The sequence below is a fragment of the Arthrobacter sp. TJ-238 genome (assembly GCF_058269215.1).
In genome coordinates, this window is sequence record NZ_JBZCNH010000001.1 from 360,994 (window position 1) to 376,335 (window position 15,342).

The following is a 15,342-nucleotide window of genomic DNA, read 5'->3' on the forward strand; positions in this document are numbered from 1 at the left end:
GGCTTGGTGTTCCCTGACAGGTAGCTGGGAGCGCGGACGCGAGTATCGGGACCGAAGAGTCGGGTACGCAGCACTGTGTCCCGATCCGACAAGGCTCCCTACCTTTGGTGAGGCGGCGACGTAGCTGCCCTCACTCACCTCAGGAGCAACTCCGTGCGCACTGGTCTCACCGCAACCCCTCTCACCCGCCGCCTCGCCACCGCGGTCCTGCTGCCGGGTCTCCTCGGTGGTGCGCTGTTCCTCGCCCCCCAGGTCTCGGCCACCACCGGCCCGACGTCGGGTATCTGCAACGGTGTGGTGAATCAGCTGGCACACCGCGGCACGGTGCAGGAGAATCTCCTCAAGGCCGCGGCGAAGAAGAACGCCGACACCATCACCAAGCTGCAGGCGGACCGGTCGGCGCTGCAGGCAAGCGCAACGACCCTGAAGACCCAGATCGACGAGGCGAACAAGGCGATTGCCGCCCTCGAAGCCGAGGACGTACGCCTCGCCACCGCGCTCACGGCAGCCGGAGCGGACCTGGCGGGGGTGACCGCGGAACAGGCTTCCGTGACCCGGACCATCGCCACGACGAAGGATCAGCTGACCGCCCTGCAGTCACAGCAGTCCGCCGCCGTCACGGCCCTCACGCCGGTCCAGGCGCAATTGGCGGAAGCCGAAGCGGCTGCAGCCGACCTCCGGAAGCAGGCCGTCACGGCGACTGCGCAGGTCGATGACCAGCGCGAGGTCGTGCGTCTCGCGAGCGACGCCCTGACGGGCCTCGAAGCCGCCGCGGCCCAGGCCGCCGGCGATGTCACCCGCCAGAATGACGCCGTCACGACGGCGAAGGGTGAACTGGCCGGGCTGACCGCGAAGGCACAGGAAGCTGCCGGTGCCGTCACCGCTGCCGAGCAGGCCGTCTCGGACGGCGAGAACCTCCTCGGACAGCTTGTCGCCGCCGGCACCACCGCCCAGGCAGAGCTCGACGCGCTGCGCTCCGACATCGCCCGGGCCGGGGAAGCCCTCAGGACACGGCAGGCCGATGCCGCGACGGCTGATGCGGCGGTCACGGCGAAGAACACCGCCATCGCGGCCGCGCAGGCCGAACTGGCCACCCTGCAGACAGCTGCCGCCCGTGCCGCTGATGCTGTCACCACGCAGACCACGGCTGTCACGACCGCCGAGGCCGCACTCGTCCTGCTCCGTGCCGACGCCACGAAGGCCGGCGACGCGGTCGCCGCGAACACAGCACTCCAGAGCACGGTTGCCGGGGAGATCGCAGAACTGCAGGAGAACATCGCAGCGGCGAACAGCGAGGTCGCCGCGAAGCAGACCGCGCTGACGACGGCGCAGACCCAGTTGGCAGCCCTGACCAAGCAGAGGACCACGCTCCAGGGCGAGATCGCCCGCCTGACCACCGACATCAATGCCATCAATGGCAACTCCCAGCGCAAGCGCGAGCTCGAGGCGACCAAGACACAGAAAGAGCTCGAGCTGGCCGGTCTGAACACCCGGATCACGGACGCGAACGCTCAGATCTCGGGCCTGCAGGGCAACCTCACCGGGCTCAAGACCCAGGTGGACACCCTGAACGCACAGCTGCTGGCGAAGCAGGGGGAGAGCAGTGCCCTGCAGCGGGAGGCCGCTCCCCTGCAGGTCACGCTCACCGCCGCGAACGCCGCCGTCGTGGCGAAGGAAGCCGATGTTGCGACCCTGAAGTCCCAGCTGCCCGCACTGCAGACAGCACTGACCGAGGCCAAGGCCCTCGTCGCCACCCAGCAGGGGAACGTGACTGCCCTGCAGGGTCAGCTGCCGGCCCTCGTCACGGCTGCCGATACCGCCCGCAGCGCCGTGGCAACCCAGGAGGAGGTGGTCGACGATCTCGTCACCGGGCTGCCCGACCTGACCGATGGCGTCGCCGCTGCCGAGGCCGCCATCACCGCCCAGAAGGACGCCCTGAGCGGACTGCGTACCGACCTCTCCGGCGCGGAGGCCCGACTGGCGTCGGCGACGGGCGCCGTGGCCACCAAGTCGGCGGAACTCACCGGGCTGCAGGATCGCCTGCCCACCCTGCAGGCCGCAGCCGACAGCACGGCGAAGGCAGTGTCGGACAAGCAGTCGGAGACCATCACCCTCAGTGCCGAGATGGATCGCCTGGTGGGCGCGCTGGCCGCACTGAACACCGGTATCGCGGGCAAGGAGTCGGACGTCCTGGCACTGCAGGGCCGGGTGGCTCCGCTCCTCGCGCAGCTGGACAAGCTCAACGGTGAGATCAGCGCGACCGAGACCAAGCTCACGTCCCTCCAGGGGCAGCTCACCACCCTCGACAAGCAGGTGACGGACGCCCAGGCCGTGCTCCGTGGACTCGAGGCACAGAAGAAGCAGAACAAGGCAGCCATCACCGCGCAGAAGGCGACGGTCAACGTACTCGAGGACAAGCTCGGGGCCGTCCAGGGCCAGATCAAGGCCATCGACGGACAGATCGCGCTCGGCGGCTGTGTCGTCTGACGCATCCGCACGCTGGTCAGGGAGGGCCCCGGGACCATGTGTTTCCGGGGCCCTCCTCAGCTGATCAGCAGGCAGAACGTGGAGGAGGCCCTGCGCAGGTCAACGCGCCTGTTCGCGAACCGGCTAGAACGTCAGCACCAGCCGGCCACGGACGCCGCCTGCCTCCAGGCGTCGGTGTGCCTCGGGTGCCTCCTCGGCAGGAAGGGTGCCCGCCATGCTCGGGGTGAGCACTCCGTCCTCGACTGCCTGCCTCAAGGAGTCGAGCTTTGCCTGCGAGTGGTACTCGTCGAACACCCAGGCCGCCTCGAAGCGGATGTCGCGGGTCGGCTCACCTTTCCAGCCGCGTACGGAGATGAAGACTCCGCCGTCACGCAGGGCCGGTACGACGTCGTCGTGCAGCAGCGCTGTGTCCGCGATCGCGTCGACGCCGTCCGGGAAGACCTCCCTGATGCGATCGGCAAGGCCCTCGCCGCGATCAAGGATGTGATCGGCGCCGAGGCTCTGCACCAGATCGCGATCCTTCGGTGCTGCGTCCGCGATGACCGTCAGGCCCTGCTGCTTGGCGAGCTGGATCGTGTAGTTGCCGAGCGTTCCGGCGGCACCCGTGACAGCGATGACCTGCCCGGGTTCGAGAGCGGCGAACTCGAGGATCTGCACGGCCGTCAGCCCGTTCATCGGGATGGTGGCAGCCTCCTCGAGCGTGCTGCTGGCGGGGATGCGTGCAATCGAGTCATCGGAGGCCACGAGGTATTCGACATAGGCACCCCCGTGCTCTCCGAGCGGCAGGGCGATGGCCATGACCTCGTCACCGACCGTCCACGCGCTGCCGGCACCGACTTCGTCGATGACGCCGGCAGCGTCCATGCCGGGCAGGTAGGGCGGCTTGGACTGGCTCATGTCATAGGCGCCCGTCCGCACATTCGTATCCGTCGGGCTGACCGCGGCCGCCCTGACTCGGAGACGAACCTCCTTCTCGCCCGGGTGCGGCTCGGGAAGATCATGGACGGTCAGGGCGTCCGGACCGCCGAATTCGGTGACTCCGATTGCTTTGATAACGCATCAACTCCAATATCTCGTGTTCGGTGCTGCCCGGGACCGTGCAGTCCCAGGCAGGCAGGTCGAGACGAAGGATCCGTCATCGCGATGACCAACCACCCCTGGCTGTGGCGGTCGGCGTCCGCGACGTGGACCGCCGAGTCCCGTTCTCTCCAGAACAGAGGGTCGACACGAACAATTCCACCAGGCTCGCGCGAAACGTCCCGGCCACCTGCAGCAGGTGACCGGGACATTCGTCGTGCAGCGGGCTACTTCCGGCTCGTCGCGGTGCGCTTGTCGTCGTCGAGCCCGGACTCCGTGTCCGCGTCCGTGTCCGCGAGCTCGGCGTCGGCTGCGATGACCGATTCGCCGTCGACCTGCTCGCGGTCCTTCTTGGCGCCGTCGCCCCGGGTCTTCATGAGGCTCGCGACGGTGGCGACGAAGACGGTCGCGGCGATGAAGAGGAGCGAGAGCCAGATGGGGATCTCGGGTACCCAGAGGAGCGGCTCGCCGCCGTTGATGAAGGGCAGCTCGTTGACGTGCAGGGCGTGGAACACGAGCTTCACGCCGATGAATCCGAGGATCACCGCGAGGCCCTGGGCGAGGTAGACCAGACGCTCGAGGAGTCCGCCGATGAGGAAGAACAGCTGGCGCAGGCCCATGAGGGCGAAGGCGTTGGCGGTGAAGACGATGTACGCCTCGTTGGTGAGGCCGTAGATCGCCGGGATGGAGTCCACGGCGAAGATCAGGTCCACGAAGCCGATCGCGATGATGGTGAGCAGCATCGGCGTGACGTAGCGCGTGCCGCCCTTCTTCACGGTGAGCTTGTCCCCGTGGTACTCGTCCGTGACGGGCAGGACACGGCGGACGAGCTGCATGAACCTGCCGTCCGCCGGGTTGGCATCGTGGCTGCCGAAGGCCTGCTTGTAGGCGAGCACGAGGAGCAGCGCGCCGAAGATGTAGAAGATCCAGGAGAAGTTCTCGATCAGGCCGGCGCCGATGGCGATGAACGCGCCGCGGAGGATCAGGGCGATGATGATGCCGATCATCAGCACCTTCTGCTGGTACTTCTTGGGGACCGCGAAGCCGGTCATCACGATGAGGAAGACGAACAGGTTGTCGATCGAGAGGGCCTTCTCGGTCAGGTAGCCGGCGAAGTACTCACCGCCGAACGTCCAGCCGGAGACGACGCCGATACCGACGCCGAACAGCAGGGCCAGGCCGATGTAGAAGGCGGACCAGCGGGCGGATTCGCCGATGGTCGGTTCGTGGGGTTTGCGCACGTGCGCGAAGAACTCGTAGACGAAGAAGAGGATCGTCACGGCAATGGTGATCAACCAGATGGTGGGCGTGACCTGCATGAGGGGTGCTCCAAAGGGGTAGGCGTCGGACATAGGCGCCAAGGTCTCCTCCGCCCGGCCTGAGCCGGAACCGATGGCCCGGGATGCTTTCCAGCATCCGTAGTGACGAGCCAATCGCAGTCGGGAGTACTCCCCTTGATACGTCCATGCTAACGCATGGGAAACCCTCCGTCGCTCAGCGGTGCACGGACACCCCGCTCGCATTCTCGGACGGTGCGGGTAGCTAGGCTGGGCGGATGGCCACAGTCATCCTCGTGCGGCACGGACGCACCACAGCCAATGCCACCGGAGTGCTGGCCGGGCGGACCCCCGGCGTCAGCCTCGACCAGGTGGGGCGCGACCAGGCGGCGCGGACCGGCGAGCGGCTCGCCCCCGTGCCCGTGGTCGGCGTGGTGTCGAGCCCTCTCGAGCGGTGCCGGCAGACGGCCCGGTTCATCCTCGACCGCCAGACCACGACGCCGCCCGCGCCGGTCGATCCCGATCTCACCGAGTGCGACTACGGGCAGTGGCAGGGCCGCGCACTCAAGGAGCTCGCGACCGAGGGGTTGTGGTCGGTGGTGCAGTCGCAGCCGTCCGCCGTCATCTTTCCCGGCGGCGAGTCCATGGCCGCGATGCAGGCCCGGTCGGTGGCAGCAATCCGACGCCACGATGCAGCCTTCGAGGCCGAGCACGGACCGGGAGCCGTGTGGGTGGCGGTGAGTCACGGCGACATCATCAAGTCGATCCTGGCCGACGCGCTCGGCATGCACCTCGACCTCTTCCAGCGCATCGACGTCGGGCCGGCCTCGGTGTCGATCGTGCGCTACGGCGCCGGCCGGCCGACCGTCCACGCGACCAATACCGACGCCGGAGACCTGTCCTGGCTGGCGAACACCACGCCCACGGGCGACGCGCCCGTGGGCGGTGGTGCGGGACACACGGCCCCGCCGGCCCGATGAGCCTAAAATAGAGCCATGCCTACAACTGTTCACGAGTTCGCCTGGCCTGACCGCGTCGTCGTCGGCACCATCGGCGTCCCGGGGGAGCGCACGTTCTACCTGCAGGTGCGCACAGGGAAGCAGATCGTGAGCATCGCCCTGGAGAAGCAGCAGTCGGCCCAGCTGGCGGAGAAGATCGACGAGATCCTCGACCAGCTGATCACCCTCGAGGGCAACCCCTTCAGCGTTCCCACGAGCACGCCGATCGAACTCGTCGACAACGACCAGCTCGAGCCCGTCGAGGAGCAGTTCCGCACTGGCGTCATGAGCCTGGGGTGGGACCCGACGACGGCGCAGATCGTCATCGAGGCCTACCCGATCGTCGAGGTCGAGAACGAGTCCGACGCCGTCGAGGTGTTCCTCGATGACGACGACGCCGACGCATCCGAGGTGCTGCGCGTGCGCATGCCGGTCGGCACCGCCCGCGCCTTCGCCAAGCGCACCCTCGAGGTCGTGGGTGCAGGCCGTCCCACGTGCCCGATCTGCGGGTACCCCATCGACGCAGACGGGCACACCTGCACCCTCCCCGAGGTCTGATGCCGGCGCCGGACCTCGTGACCACCGAGCTGACGCTCACGGGCCGGATCACGACGGCGTCGAACGCCACTTTCCTGGGCAGCATCGGCGACGCGGCGGTCGTGTACAAGCCGGTCCGGGGCGAGAAGCCGCTGTGGGACTTCCCCGATGGGCACCTGGCCCATCGGGAGGTTGCCGCGTACCTGGTCTCGGAGGTCCTCGGCTGGAACGTCGTGCCGCGCACCTGGCTGCGCGAGGGTCCGTTCGGCGAGGGCATGGTGCAGTTCTGGCAGGAGACGGACCCCGATCAGGACGCCGTGGACCTCGTCCCGATGGACGACATGCCGGAGACGGGCTGGAGACATGTCCTCGACGGTCAGGACGAGGAGGGACGCATCGTCGCCCTCGTCCATGAGGACACACCGGCGCTGAGGCGCATGGCGGTGTTCGACGTCGTGGTGAACAACGCCGACCGCAAGGGCGACCACATCCTCGAGATGGCGGACGGACACCGGTACGGCGTGGACCACGGGCTCACCTTCCACAGCGACCACAAGCTGCGGACCGTTCTGTGGGGGTGGGTCGGCGAGGCGCTGACTGCCGAGGAGTCCGAGGGCATCAACCGTGTCAGCCATGCACTGCAGGGCGATCTGGGTCGGGACCTGGCGGAGTTGCTCACTGCCGACGAAATCTCCTCACTCGCCGCACGCTGTGCCGCCCTGCGCGCGACGGGGCGGTTCCCGGGTCCGCGCGGCGGGATGCCGGCGGTTCCCTGGCCCCTGTTCTAGGCTCGCTACGGGCGTCGATCAGTGCCGGCGATAAGGGTTTCGTCTCTCTTCGCCTTGAGGAAGAGCATCTCCTCGGGAGACAACCAGTGCTCTCCACGCTCGTCGAGGTGGAGGGTCTCACCCGTGCCGCTCCGCACCTGGCTGACGAAGGCCCGCGGCAGGACCATCGTCCCGGGATTGCGCAGGAGCCACTGCTGGATGTCGGTGTCGAGCGTCGTCCACAAAGCACTGATGCTGGTCATGATGTGTCCTTCGGGTCAGGGTTGTGACAGAAGCGCCCCGGTGCGGCGTGCCCCCGGGTTCCACTTCATACAACCCTGTGCCCGCGCGGGGCAGTAGGGCATAACGTCCCGGCGGTACGTGGCACCGGCGGTCGGTGCAGAGGGGGTTCACCCGCACCGTCATCAGCCTTACGTCCCGTCCTCGGCCGCGATGGCAAGGGGACGTAAGGCCCTGCCGTGAGGAAGAGGGACACGTCATGCTTATGGGTGGCGTCAGCAGGCGTCGGGTCTCAGATGACAAGGGAAAGTGCGGGGTCGCCGGCGATGAGGATAAGCAGATGAAGGACGTCACGGTGTTCCTCCTGGACGACCACGAGCTGGTCCGGCGGGGTCTTCGGGAGCTGCTGGAGGCCGAAGGATGCATCATCGTCGGAGAATCCGGCTCCGCCGAGGAGGCCACGCGCCGGATTCCGGCCCTGTCCCCCGATATCTCGATCCTGGACGCGAGGCTTCCGGATGGAACCGGAATCGAGGTGTGCAGGGATGTGCGGTCGATCGATCCGTCCCTGGCGTGTCTCATCCTGACCAGTTACGACGATGATCTGGCGGTGCGTGGCGCGGTGCTTGCCGGCGCCTCGGGTTACATCCTGAAGGAGATCCTCGGTTCCGACCTGGTCGGCAAGGCTCGCCGGGCCGCTGCGGGTGAGTCCCTGTTCGGGCCCGGCCTCAAGGAGCGCATCATCGCCGGGTTTCACGACGCGCCGGAGGAAGACGTACGCCTGGCCGGCCTGACGACGCAGGAGAAGAAGGTTTTGGCCCTGATCGGGGGCGGGCTGACGAACCGGGAGATCGGCGCGCAGCTGTTCCTGGCCGAGAAGACCGTGAAGAACTATGTGTCCTCGCTCCTGGCGAAGCTGGGATTCCAGCGTCGCACCCAGGCCGCCGCCTACATCTCTGCGGTGTTGGCGCCCGTATCCCATGAGGTATCCCGGCCCGTATCCCATGAGGTATCCCGTTAGGGGCTCAACGGCACGGTCAGCAGGACAGTTGTTCCCTTGCCGGGGCCGCGCAACTGGTGGCGGGATACTTCTATCTGGTCAGCGGCCTCGCCGCCCCTCTGTGGGCTGTGGGCTTGTTCCTCGTTTGGTGGCTGATCCTCACCTGGATCGGCGTGAAGCTGGCGTTACGCCAGTCCTACCGGGTGCTTCGGGTACCTGTCACGGCGGTGGTCACATGGTTCGGCGCAATGTGGGTCGGCGGCACCTTCCTGGGCTGGACCACCTGAGCGGGAGTGGATGCACACGGACCCGACCACCCGTAGACGCGCTCAACCCTCCAGCGCCGCAGTGCTCTCCCGCACCACCAGACGCGTCGGTACCAGCTCCCGTCCCGGCTCCGTCGAGTTCTCCCGCATCTGCTTCAGCACCTTGTCCACACAGCGCCGACCCACCTCCGCGAAGTCCTGGTGCACCGTGGTCAGGGGCGGGCTGAAGGAGGTGCTGTCCGGGATGTCGTCGAAGCCCACGATCGAGACGTCCTGCGGCACGCGGATGCCCTTCTCGTGGAACGCCCGCAGCACCCCGAGCGCCATCTGGTCGTTCGCCACGAAGACCGCGGTGCAGTCCGACGCGGCCAGGGACAGCCCGGCCACGTACCCCGAGTCCGCCGACCAGTCCCCGCGCAGCAGCGGCGGCTCCTCCAGACCCCGTGCAGCCAGGGTGGAACGCCAGGCGTTCACGCGCCGCTCGGACGCGAAGGACGCCGACGGCCCGGCAACATGCCACACCGTCGGATGTCCCAGGTCCAGCAGGTGCTCCACCGCCTTCTGCGCGCCGTCGGCCTGGTCCGTGTCGATCACGCTGTACCCGTCGCTCGCATCGGAGTCGACGACCACGGCGTGCACGCCCGGCGGCAGGGACACCGTCGCGGCGTCGAGCAGATGGACCTCCATGATCACGATGATCGCGTCCACCGCCAGCTCGTTCAGTCTCGAGAAGGCGCCCCGCACACCCGCCTGCGTCGGCGCCGACACGGGGATCAGCGTGATGGCGTAATCCTCCTCCGCGGCGCGCGCGGCGATGGCCTCGAGAGTGCGGACGTTGCCGGTGGTGGAGAGCGTGAAGAGGATGACGCCGAGCGTCCGGAAACTCCCCCGCTTCAGGGCCCGCGCGGCACTGTTGGGCCGGTAGCCCAGCTCGTCCATCGCGGCGATGACCTGCTGCCGCGTCGCCTCGATGACGCCGGGGCTGCCGTTGGACACCCTCGATACCGTCTGCGCCGAGACGCCGGCCAGGCGGGCGACGTCGGACATCGAGACGCGCCGGTCCTCACGGAGGAGGTGTTGACGCGATGAGGAGGACATGTGACCATCGTAACAAGAATGTTTACGTAAACATCCAGAGCTGAGCCCTGCTATGTTTACGCAAACATCATCGACTGAGTCAGAAGGATCCACCCATGACGACGGCGTCTCCCCCACCGGCCGTGCTCGGCATGCAGTCGAAGCCCGCCAAGCGAGTGCAGAAGCGCTCCTGGTCCGGCTGGCTGTTCATCGGCCCGTTCATGGCGGTCTTCGCGGTCGTCTTCCTGGCGCCGATCGCCTACTCCATCTGGCTCAGCTTCTTCCGCAACCAGCTCGTGGGCGGCAACGGCTTCGTCGGCCTCGCCAACTACAGCCAGGCCCTGCAGGATTCCCAGTTCTGGTCCTCCCTCCTCCGCGTAGTCCTCTTCCTCGCGGTGCAGGTGCCGGTCATGCTGTTGATCGCCCTGCTGGTGGCACTGGCCCTGGACAGCGGCAGGCTCTACGGGAAGTCCTTCTTCCGCATCTCGATCTTCCTGCCGTACGCGGTGCCCGCCGTTGTCGCCAGCCTCATGTGGGGCTTCATGTACGGCACGCGGTTCGGTCTGGTGGGCAACATCAACAGCGCCCTCGGAATCAGCATGCCGAACCCGCTCTCTCCCGAGCTGATCCTCGCCTCGATCGGCAATATCGTCACCTGGGAGTTCATCGGATACAACATGCTGATCTTCTACTCCGCGCTCAGCGTGATCCCGAAGTCCCTCTACGAGGCCGCGGAGATCGACGGCGCCAGCCAGTTCCGCCTCGTCACCGCCATCAAGCTGCCCGCCATCCGCGGGGCCATGGTGGTGGCCGCCATCTTCTCGGTGATCGGCAGCTTCCAGCTCTTCAACGAGCCCGCCATCCTGCAGAGCCTCGCGCCGAACTCCATCTCCACGTACTTCACCCCGAACCTGTACGCCTACTCGCTGAGCTTCTCCGGCCAGCAGTACAACTACTCCGCCACCGTGGCCATCATCATGGGCGTCATCACCATGGTCATCGCCTACGCCGTGCAGCTGCGCGGCATGCGGAAGGAGGGCTGACCATGAGCGTCGCCGTCGAACCCACCCGCACCCAGAAGCCGAAGCCCGCGTACGTGCGCATGAAGAGCACGCGCCGCGGCGTCGACAACCCGAAGCGCAGCGTCCTGCTGACCGTCCTCACCGGGATCGTCCTGATCTACAGCCTCATCCCGCTGGTCTGGCTGCTCATCAACTCGTCCAAGACCCAGGCCGATCTCTTCACCTCGTTCGGCCTCTGGTTCAGCGGCGACTTCGCCCTCTTCGGCAACATCGGCGACACCCTCGCCTACGACGACGGCATCTTCGGCCGCTGGTTCCTCAACACCGTGCTGTACGTGGTGGTGGGAGCCGGCGGGGCGACGTTCCTGGCCGTCCTCGGCGGGTACGCTCTTGCGAAGTTCAGCTTCCCGGGCAAGAAGGCCGTGTTCGCCGTCGTCATCGGCGCGGTGGCCGTACCCGGCACCGCCCTGGCGGTTCCCACGTTCCTCATGTTCAGCGAGATGGGCCTCACCAACACCCCGTGGTCGGTGATCATCCCGTCCCTCATCTCCCCGTTCGGCCTGTACCTGATGTGGACGTTCGCCTCCGAGGCCATCCCCACCGAGCTGCTGGAATCGGCCCGCATGGACGGCGCCGGGGAGTTCCGCACGTTCTTCCAGATCTGCCTGCCGCTGCTGGGTCCGGGCATCGTCACGGTGCTGCTGTTCACCATGGTGGCCACCTGGAACAACTACTTCCTGCCGCTGATCATGCTGAAGGACCCGGCCTGGTACCCGCTGACTCTGGGCCTGAACGCGTGGAACGCACAGGCCTCGACGGCGGGCGGCGAGGCGATCTTCAACCTCGTCATCACCGGCTCGCTCCTCACCATCCTCCCGCTGATCGCAGCGTTCCTGCTGCTGCAGCGCTACTGGCAGTCCGGCCTCAGCGCCGGCGCCGTCAAAGAGTAAAGCCCCTTCCGACAACGATGATGTGAAAAGGAACCCCATGAAGAGCAGATTCTCCCCGGCAGTGCTGCGCGGTTCGGCACTCGCCCTCGCCGCGGCCCTCGCCCTCACCGCCTGCGGTGGCGGAGGCGGGAACGACGCCGGCGGCGCGGCCCCCGAAGAGGTCAGCGCCGACGACGTCCAGGCGGCCCTCGAGGCCGGCGGCGACCTCACCGTCTGGGCGTGGGAGCCCACCCTGGAGAAGGTCGTCGAGGACTTCGAGGCCGAGCACCCGAACGTGAACATCGACCTCGTGAACGCCGGCACCGGCAACGACCAGTACACGGCGCTGCAGAACGCCATCGCGGCCGGATCGGGTGTGCCCGACGTCGCGCAGATCGAGTACTACGCCCTCCCCCAGTTCGCCCTCGCCGAATCCGTCCAGAACCTCAGCGGCTACGGCGCCGGCGACCTCGCGGACACCTTCAGCCCCGGCCCGTGGAGCTCAGTCCAGGCCAACGAGGGCATCTACGGCCTCCCCATGGACTCCGGGCCCATGGCCCTGTTCTACAACACCGAGGTCTTCGAGAAGCACGGCGTGGAGGTCCCCACCACGTGGGACGAATACGTCGAAGCGGCCCGCGCACTCCACGCGGCCGACCCCAACGTGTACATCGCCAATGACACGGGTGACGCCGGCTTCGCCACCAGCCTCATCTGGCAGGCCGGCGGCAAGCCCTACACCGTGGACGGCACCGACGTGAAGGTCGACTTCTCCGACGAGGGCTCCACGAAGTTCACCGAGACCTGGCAGCAGCTCCTCGACGAGGACCTCCTGGCCCCCATCAGCTCCTGGAGCGACGAGTGGTACCAGGGCCTCGGCACCGGCACCGGCACCATCGCCACCCTCGCCACCGGCGCCTGGATGCCCGGCAACTTCACCTCCGGCGTCCCCGCGGCCGCCGGCAAGTGGCGTGCGGCACCGCTTCCCCAGTGGGAAGAGGGCGGCACCGCGAGCGCCGAGAACGGCGGCTCCTCGCTGACCATCCCCGCAGCGAGCGAGCAGGGCGCCCTCGCGTACGCCTTCCTCGACTACGCCAATGTGGGTGACGGCGTCCAGACCAGGATCGACGGCGGCGCGTTCCCCGCGACGTCGGCCGCGCTCGAGTCCGAGGAGTTCCTCAACGCCGAGTTCGAGTACTTCGGCGGCCAGAAGGCCAACGAGATCTTCGCCGAGTCCGCGCAGAACGTCTCCGAAGGCTGGTCCTACCTTCCCTTCCAGGTCTACGCGAACAGCGTCTTCAACGACACCGTGGGCCAGGCCTACGTCTCCGACACCCCCCTCAAGGACGGGCTGAAGAGCTGGCAGGACGCGAGCATCAAGTACGGCACCGAGCAGGGCTTCACCGTCTCGGAGTAGTACCGGCCCCAACTGCACCACCAGACCCGGGCCGGGCGGAAGCTCGCGCGCGTCCGCCCGGCCCGTTCCACCCCTGCTGCACCCCGCCGTCGCCGTGCCCCACCGCTGTTCGAGGAGCGCTCGACGACGGCGGGAGGCGCGACCGCGCCCGAACGCCTCGAGAATCACCGTCAAGGAGCACTACCGTGTCGACACCCACCACCCACCGCTGGCTGCGCTGGCCGTCCGAGCCCACCCGATCACGCGTGGCCTTCGGCGCCGACTACAACCCGGAGCAGTGGCCGCGCGAGACCTGGGACGAGGACGTCCGCCTCATGCGCGAGGCCGGCGTCAATGTGGTGTCGCTCGCGATCTTCTCCTGGGCCCGCCTGCAGCCCGAACGGGACACCTGGAACTTCGCCTGGCTCGACGAGGTCATCGACCTCCTGCACGCCAACGGCATCGCCGTGGACCTCGCCACCGCCACGGCATCCCCGCCGCCGTGGCTCGCCACCGAGCACCCGGAGATCCTGCCCGTCACGCAGGACGGGGGAACCCTCTGGCCCGGCGCGCGCCAGCACTGGCGCCCCACCAGCCCCGTCTTCCGGGAGCACGCCCTGAAGCTCGTCACAGCGATGGCCGAGCGCTACGGGGACCACCCCGCCGTGTGCGCCTGGCACATCTCCAACGAGCTCGGCTGCCACAACATCTACGACTACTCCGACGACGCCGCCCGTGCCTTCCGCACCTGGCTCACCGACCGCTACGGCAGCATCGACGCCCTCAACGACGCCTGGGGCACAGACTTCTGGTCACAGCGCTACACGCACTTCGAGCAGATCCTGCCCCCGCGCCGGGCCGCCTCGCACCCCAACCCCACGCAGCAGCTCGACTTCAAGCGCTTCTCCTCCGACGCCCTCAAGCAGTACCTGCGCGAAGAGCGCGACATCCTGCGCAGCATCACCCCGGACATCCCCATCACCACCAACTTCATGGTCATGGGCGAGACCAAGGGCATGGACTACGCGGACTGGGCCGCCGAGCTGGACTTCGTCGCCAACGACCACTACTTCGTCCCCGGCCCGCAGGCCGTGGACGAGCTCTCCTTCTCCGCGAACCTCACCGGCAACATCGCCGGCGGCAGGCCGTGGTTCCTCATGGAGCACTCCACCAGCGCCGTGAACTGGCAGCCCGTCAACACCCCGAAGAAGTCCGGTGCGCTACGCCGGGACTCCCTCACCCACGTGGCCCACGGCGCCGACGCCGTCTGCTACTTCCAGTGGCGGCAGTCCAAGGCCGGCGCCGAGAAGTTCCACTCCGCGATGGTCCCCCACGCCGGTGAGGACAGCCCGATCTTCCGCGACGTCATCGCCCTCGGCCGCGAGCTCGGCGAGCTCTCCGCCGTCGTCGGATCGCGCCGCAGCGCGTCCCCCGCCGCGATCCTCTTCGACTGGGACTCCTGGTGGGCATCCGAACAGGACTCCCACCCGTCCGACCGCCTGCGCTACAAGCAGGAGGCCCTGGACTGGTACTCGGCGTTCCTCGCCCTCGGCATCCGCGCCGACGTCGTCCCCTCTGCGACGGACCTGACCGGCTACGGCCTCGTCGTCGCGCCCATCCTGCACACCGTACCCGCGGCGCTGAAGGCGCGCCTCGAGGAGTACGTGGGCGGCGGCGGGCACCTCATCGCGACCTACTTCAGCGGTATCACGGACGAGAACGACCACATCTGGCTCGGCGGCTACCCGGGAGCCCTCGCGGACCTGCTCGGCGTGCGCATCGACGAGTTCGGCCCCCTGCTCGACGGCGAGGCCGTGCAGCTGGACAACGGCACCGTAGCGACCATGTGGGCCGACCGCGTGCACCCCCGCGCCGACGACGTCGAGGTGCTCACCCGCTACGCGAGCGGCGAGCACGCCGGTGATGCCGCCGTCACGCGCCGCGCCGTCGGGGCCGGCAGCGCCGCCTACGTGGGCGCGCACCTCGGCGCCGAGGGCATCGCACCGGTCCTCGCTGACCTCACCGCCCGCGCCGGGATCGCCAGCGAGCTGCCCGCCGAGCTCCGGGGCGCCGTCGAGCAGGTCATCCGCACCGGCGACGACGCCGACTACGTCTTCCTCATCAACCGCACCGACGCGCCCGTGGACATCACCGGCGTGGACGGCGACACGCTCACCGGCGAGGAGTCGAAGCTGACACCCCGCTCCGTCGCCGTCCTCACGAGGAAGGTCCCAGGCACCACCATCTCGTAGTTCAACCCCTTGCTGGA

The 15,342-nt window shown here is 68.0% G+C and carries 14 protein-coding genes; 10 read left to right on the forward strand and 4 right to left on the reverse strand.

What is annotated here, in order from left to right; translation table 11 throughout:
- Positions 1–153 precede the first annotated feature (153 nt).
- On the forward strand, positions 154–2,487 hold the full coding sequence (locus AC4D2O_RS01715) for a coiled-coil domain-containing protein (RefSeq protein ID WP_490904838.1): 2,334 nt from the start codon (positions 154–156) through the stop codon (positions 2,485–2,487).
- Positions 2,488–2,610: 123 nt separating this feature from the next.
- Here the strand turns inward: AC4D2O_RS01715 and AC4D2O_RS01720 are convergent, their stop codons facing one another.
- On the reverse strand, positions 2,611–3,540 hold the full coding sequence (locus tag AC4D2O_RS01720) for an NADP-dependent oxidoreductase (protein WP_490905169.1): 930 nt from the start codon (positions 3,538–3,540) through the stop codon (positions 2,611–2,613).
- Positions 3,541–3,791: 251 nt separating this feature from the next.
- Complete coding sequence (locus tag AC4D2O_RS01725) at positions 3,792–4,883, reverse strand: TerC family protein (protein ID WP_490905170.1); 1,092 nt, start codon at positions 4,881–4,883, stop codon at positions 3,792–3,794.
- A 236-nt stretch (positions 4,884–5,119) separates the two neighbouring features.
- On the opposite strand from AC4D2O_RS01725, the gene AC4D2O_RS01730 reads away from it, so the two are divergent.
- From AC4D2O_RS01730 to AC4D2O_RS01740, 3 genes are read left to right on the forward strand one after another with little or no spacing between them, the layout of a single operon-like run.
- Positions 5,120–5,821: a histidine phosphatase family protein gene (locus AC4D2O_RS01730; RefSeq protein ID WP_490904839.1), complete on the forward strand. Its 702-nt coding sequence runs from the start codon at positions 5,120–5,122 to the stop codon at positions 5,819–5,821.
- Positions 5,822–5,836: 15 nt separating this feature from the next.
- On the forward strand, positions 5,837–6,397 hold the full coding sequence (locus tag AC4D2O_RS01735) for a DUF3090 domain-containing protein (RefSeq protein WP_490904841.1): 561 nt from the start codon (positions 5,837–5,839) through the stop codon (positions 6,395–6,397).
- Complete coding sequence (locus AC4D2O_RS01740) at positions 6,397–7,164, forward strand: SCO1664 family protein (protein WP_490904842.1); 768 nt, start codon at positions 6,397–6,399, stop codon at positions 7,162–7,164. Before AC4D2O_RS01735 ends, AC4D2O_RS01740 begins: the two co-directional genes overlap by 1 nt.
- Positions 7,165–7,169: 5 nt before the next feature.
- On the opposite strand, the gene AC4D2O_RS01745 is transcribed toward AC4D2O_RS01740, so the two are convergent.
- Positions 7,170–7,406 carry a hypothetical protein gene (locus AC4D2O_RS01745; protein ID WP_490904843.1) on the reverse strand — a complete coding sequence of 79 codons (237 nt, stop codon included), beginning with the start codon at positions 7,404–7,406 and terminating at the stop codon, positions 7,170–7,172.
- Positions 7,407–7,723: 317 nt separating this feature from the next.
- On the opposite strand from AC4D2O_RS01745, the gene AC4D2O_RS01750 reads away from it, so the two are divergent.
- Together AC4D2O_RS01750 and AC4D2O_RS01755 are read left to right on the forward strand one after the other, a co-directional pair.
- Positions 7,724–8,404 (forward strand): response regulator, encoded by a 681-nt coding sequence (locus AC4D2O_RS01750; protein WP_490904844.1) that lies wholly within the window; start codon positions 7,724–7,726, stop codon positions 8,402–8,404.
- A 56-nt stretch (positions 8,405–8,460) separates the two neighbouring features.
- On the forward strand, positions 8,461–8,670 hold the full coding sequence (locus AC4D2O_RS01755; protein WP_490904845.1) for a hypothetical protein: 210 nt from the start codon (positions 8,461–8,463) through the stop codon (positions 8,668–8,670).
- Positions 8,671–8,712: 42 nt separating this feature from the next.
- Here the strand turns inward: AC4D2O_RS01755 and AC4D2O_RS01760 are convergent, their stop codons facing one another.
- Positions 8,713–9,747, reverse strand: coding sequence for a LacI family DNA-binding transcriptional regulator (locus tag AC4D2O_RS01760; protein ID WP_490904847.1), 1,035 nt, complete (start codon positions 9,745–9,747; stop codon positions 8,713–8,715).
- A 95-nt stretch (positions 9,748–9,842) separates the two neighbouring features.
- Here AC4D2O_RS01760 and AC4D2O_RS01765 point away from each other — a divergent pair, with 95 nt between their 5' ends.
- The 4 genes from AC4D2O_RS01765 to AC4D2O_RS01780 all read left to right on the forward strand — a co-directional run bounded on the left by AC4D2O_RS01765 (position 9,843) and on the right by AC4D2O_RS01780 (position 15,325).
- On the forward strand, positions 9,843–10,769 hold the full coding sequence (locus AC4D2O_RS01765; RefSeq protein ID WP_490904849.1) for a carbohydrate ABC transporter permease: 927 nt from the start codon (positions 9,843–9,845) through the stop codon (positions 10,767–10,769).
- A 2-nt stretch (positions 10,770–10,771) separates the two neighbouring features.
- Positions 10,772–11,698 carry a carbohydrate ABC transporter permease gene (locus AC4D2O_RS01770; protein ID WP_490904850.1) on the forward strand — a complete coding sequence of 309 codons (927 nt, stop codon included), beginning with the start codon at positions 10,772–10,774 and terminating at the stop codon, positions 11,696–11,698.
- Positions 11,699–11,735: 37 nt separating this feature from the next.
- Positions 11,736–13,094, forward strand: a complete 1,359-nt coding sequence (locus AC4D2O_RS01775; protein ID WP_490904851.1) for an ABC transporter substrate-binding protein — start codon at positions 11,736–11,738, stop codon at positions 13,092–13,094.
- A 185-nt stretch (positions 13,095–13,279) separates the two neighbouring features.
- A complete protein-coding gene (locus tag AC4D2O_RS01780; RefSeq protein WP_490904852.1) occupies positions 13,280–15,325 on the forward strand; it encodes a beta-galactosidase in 2,046 nt (681 codons plus the stop codon).
- Positions 15,326–15,342: the final 17 nt, after the last annotated feature.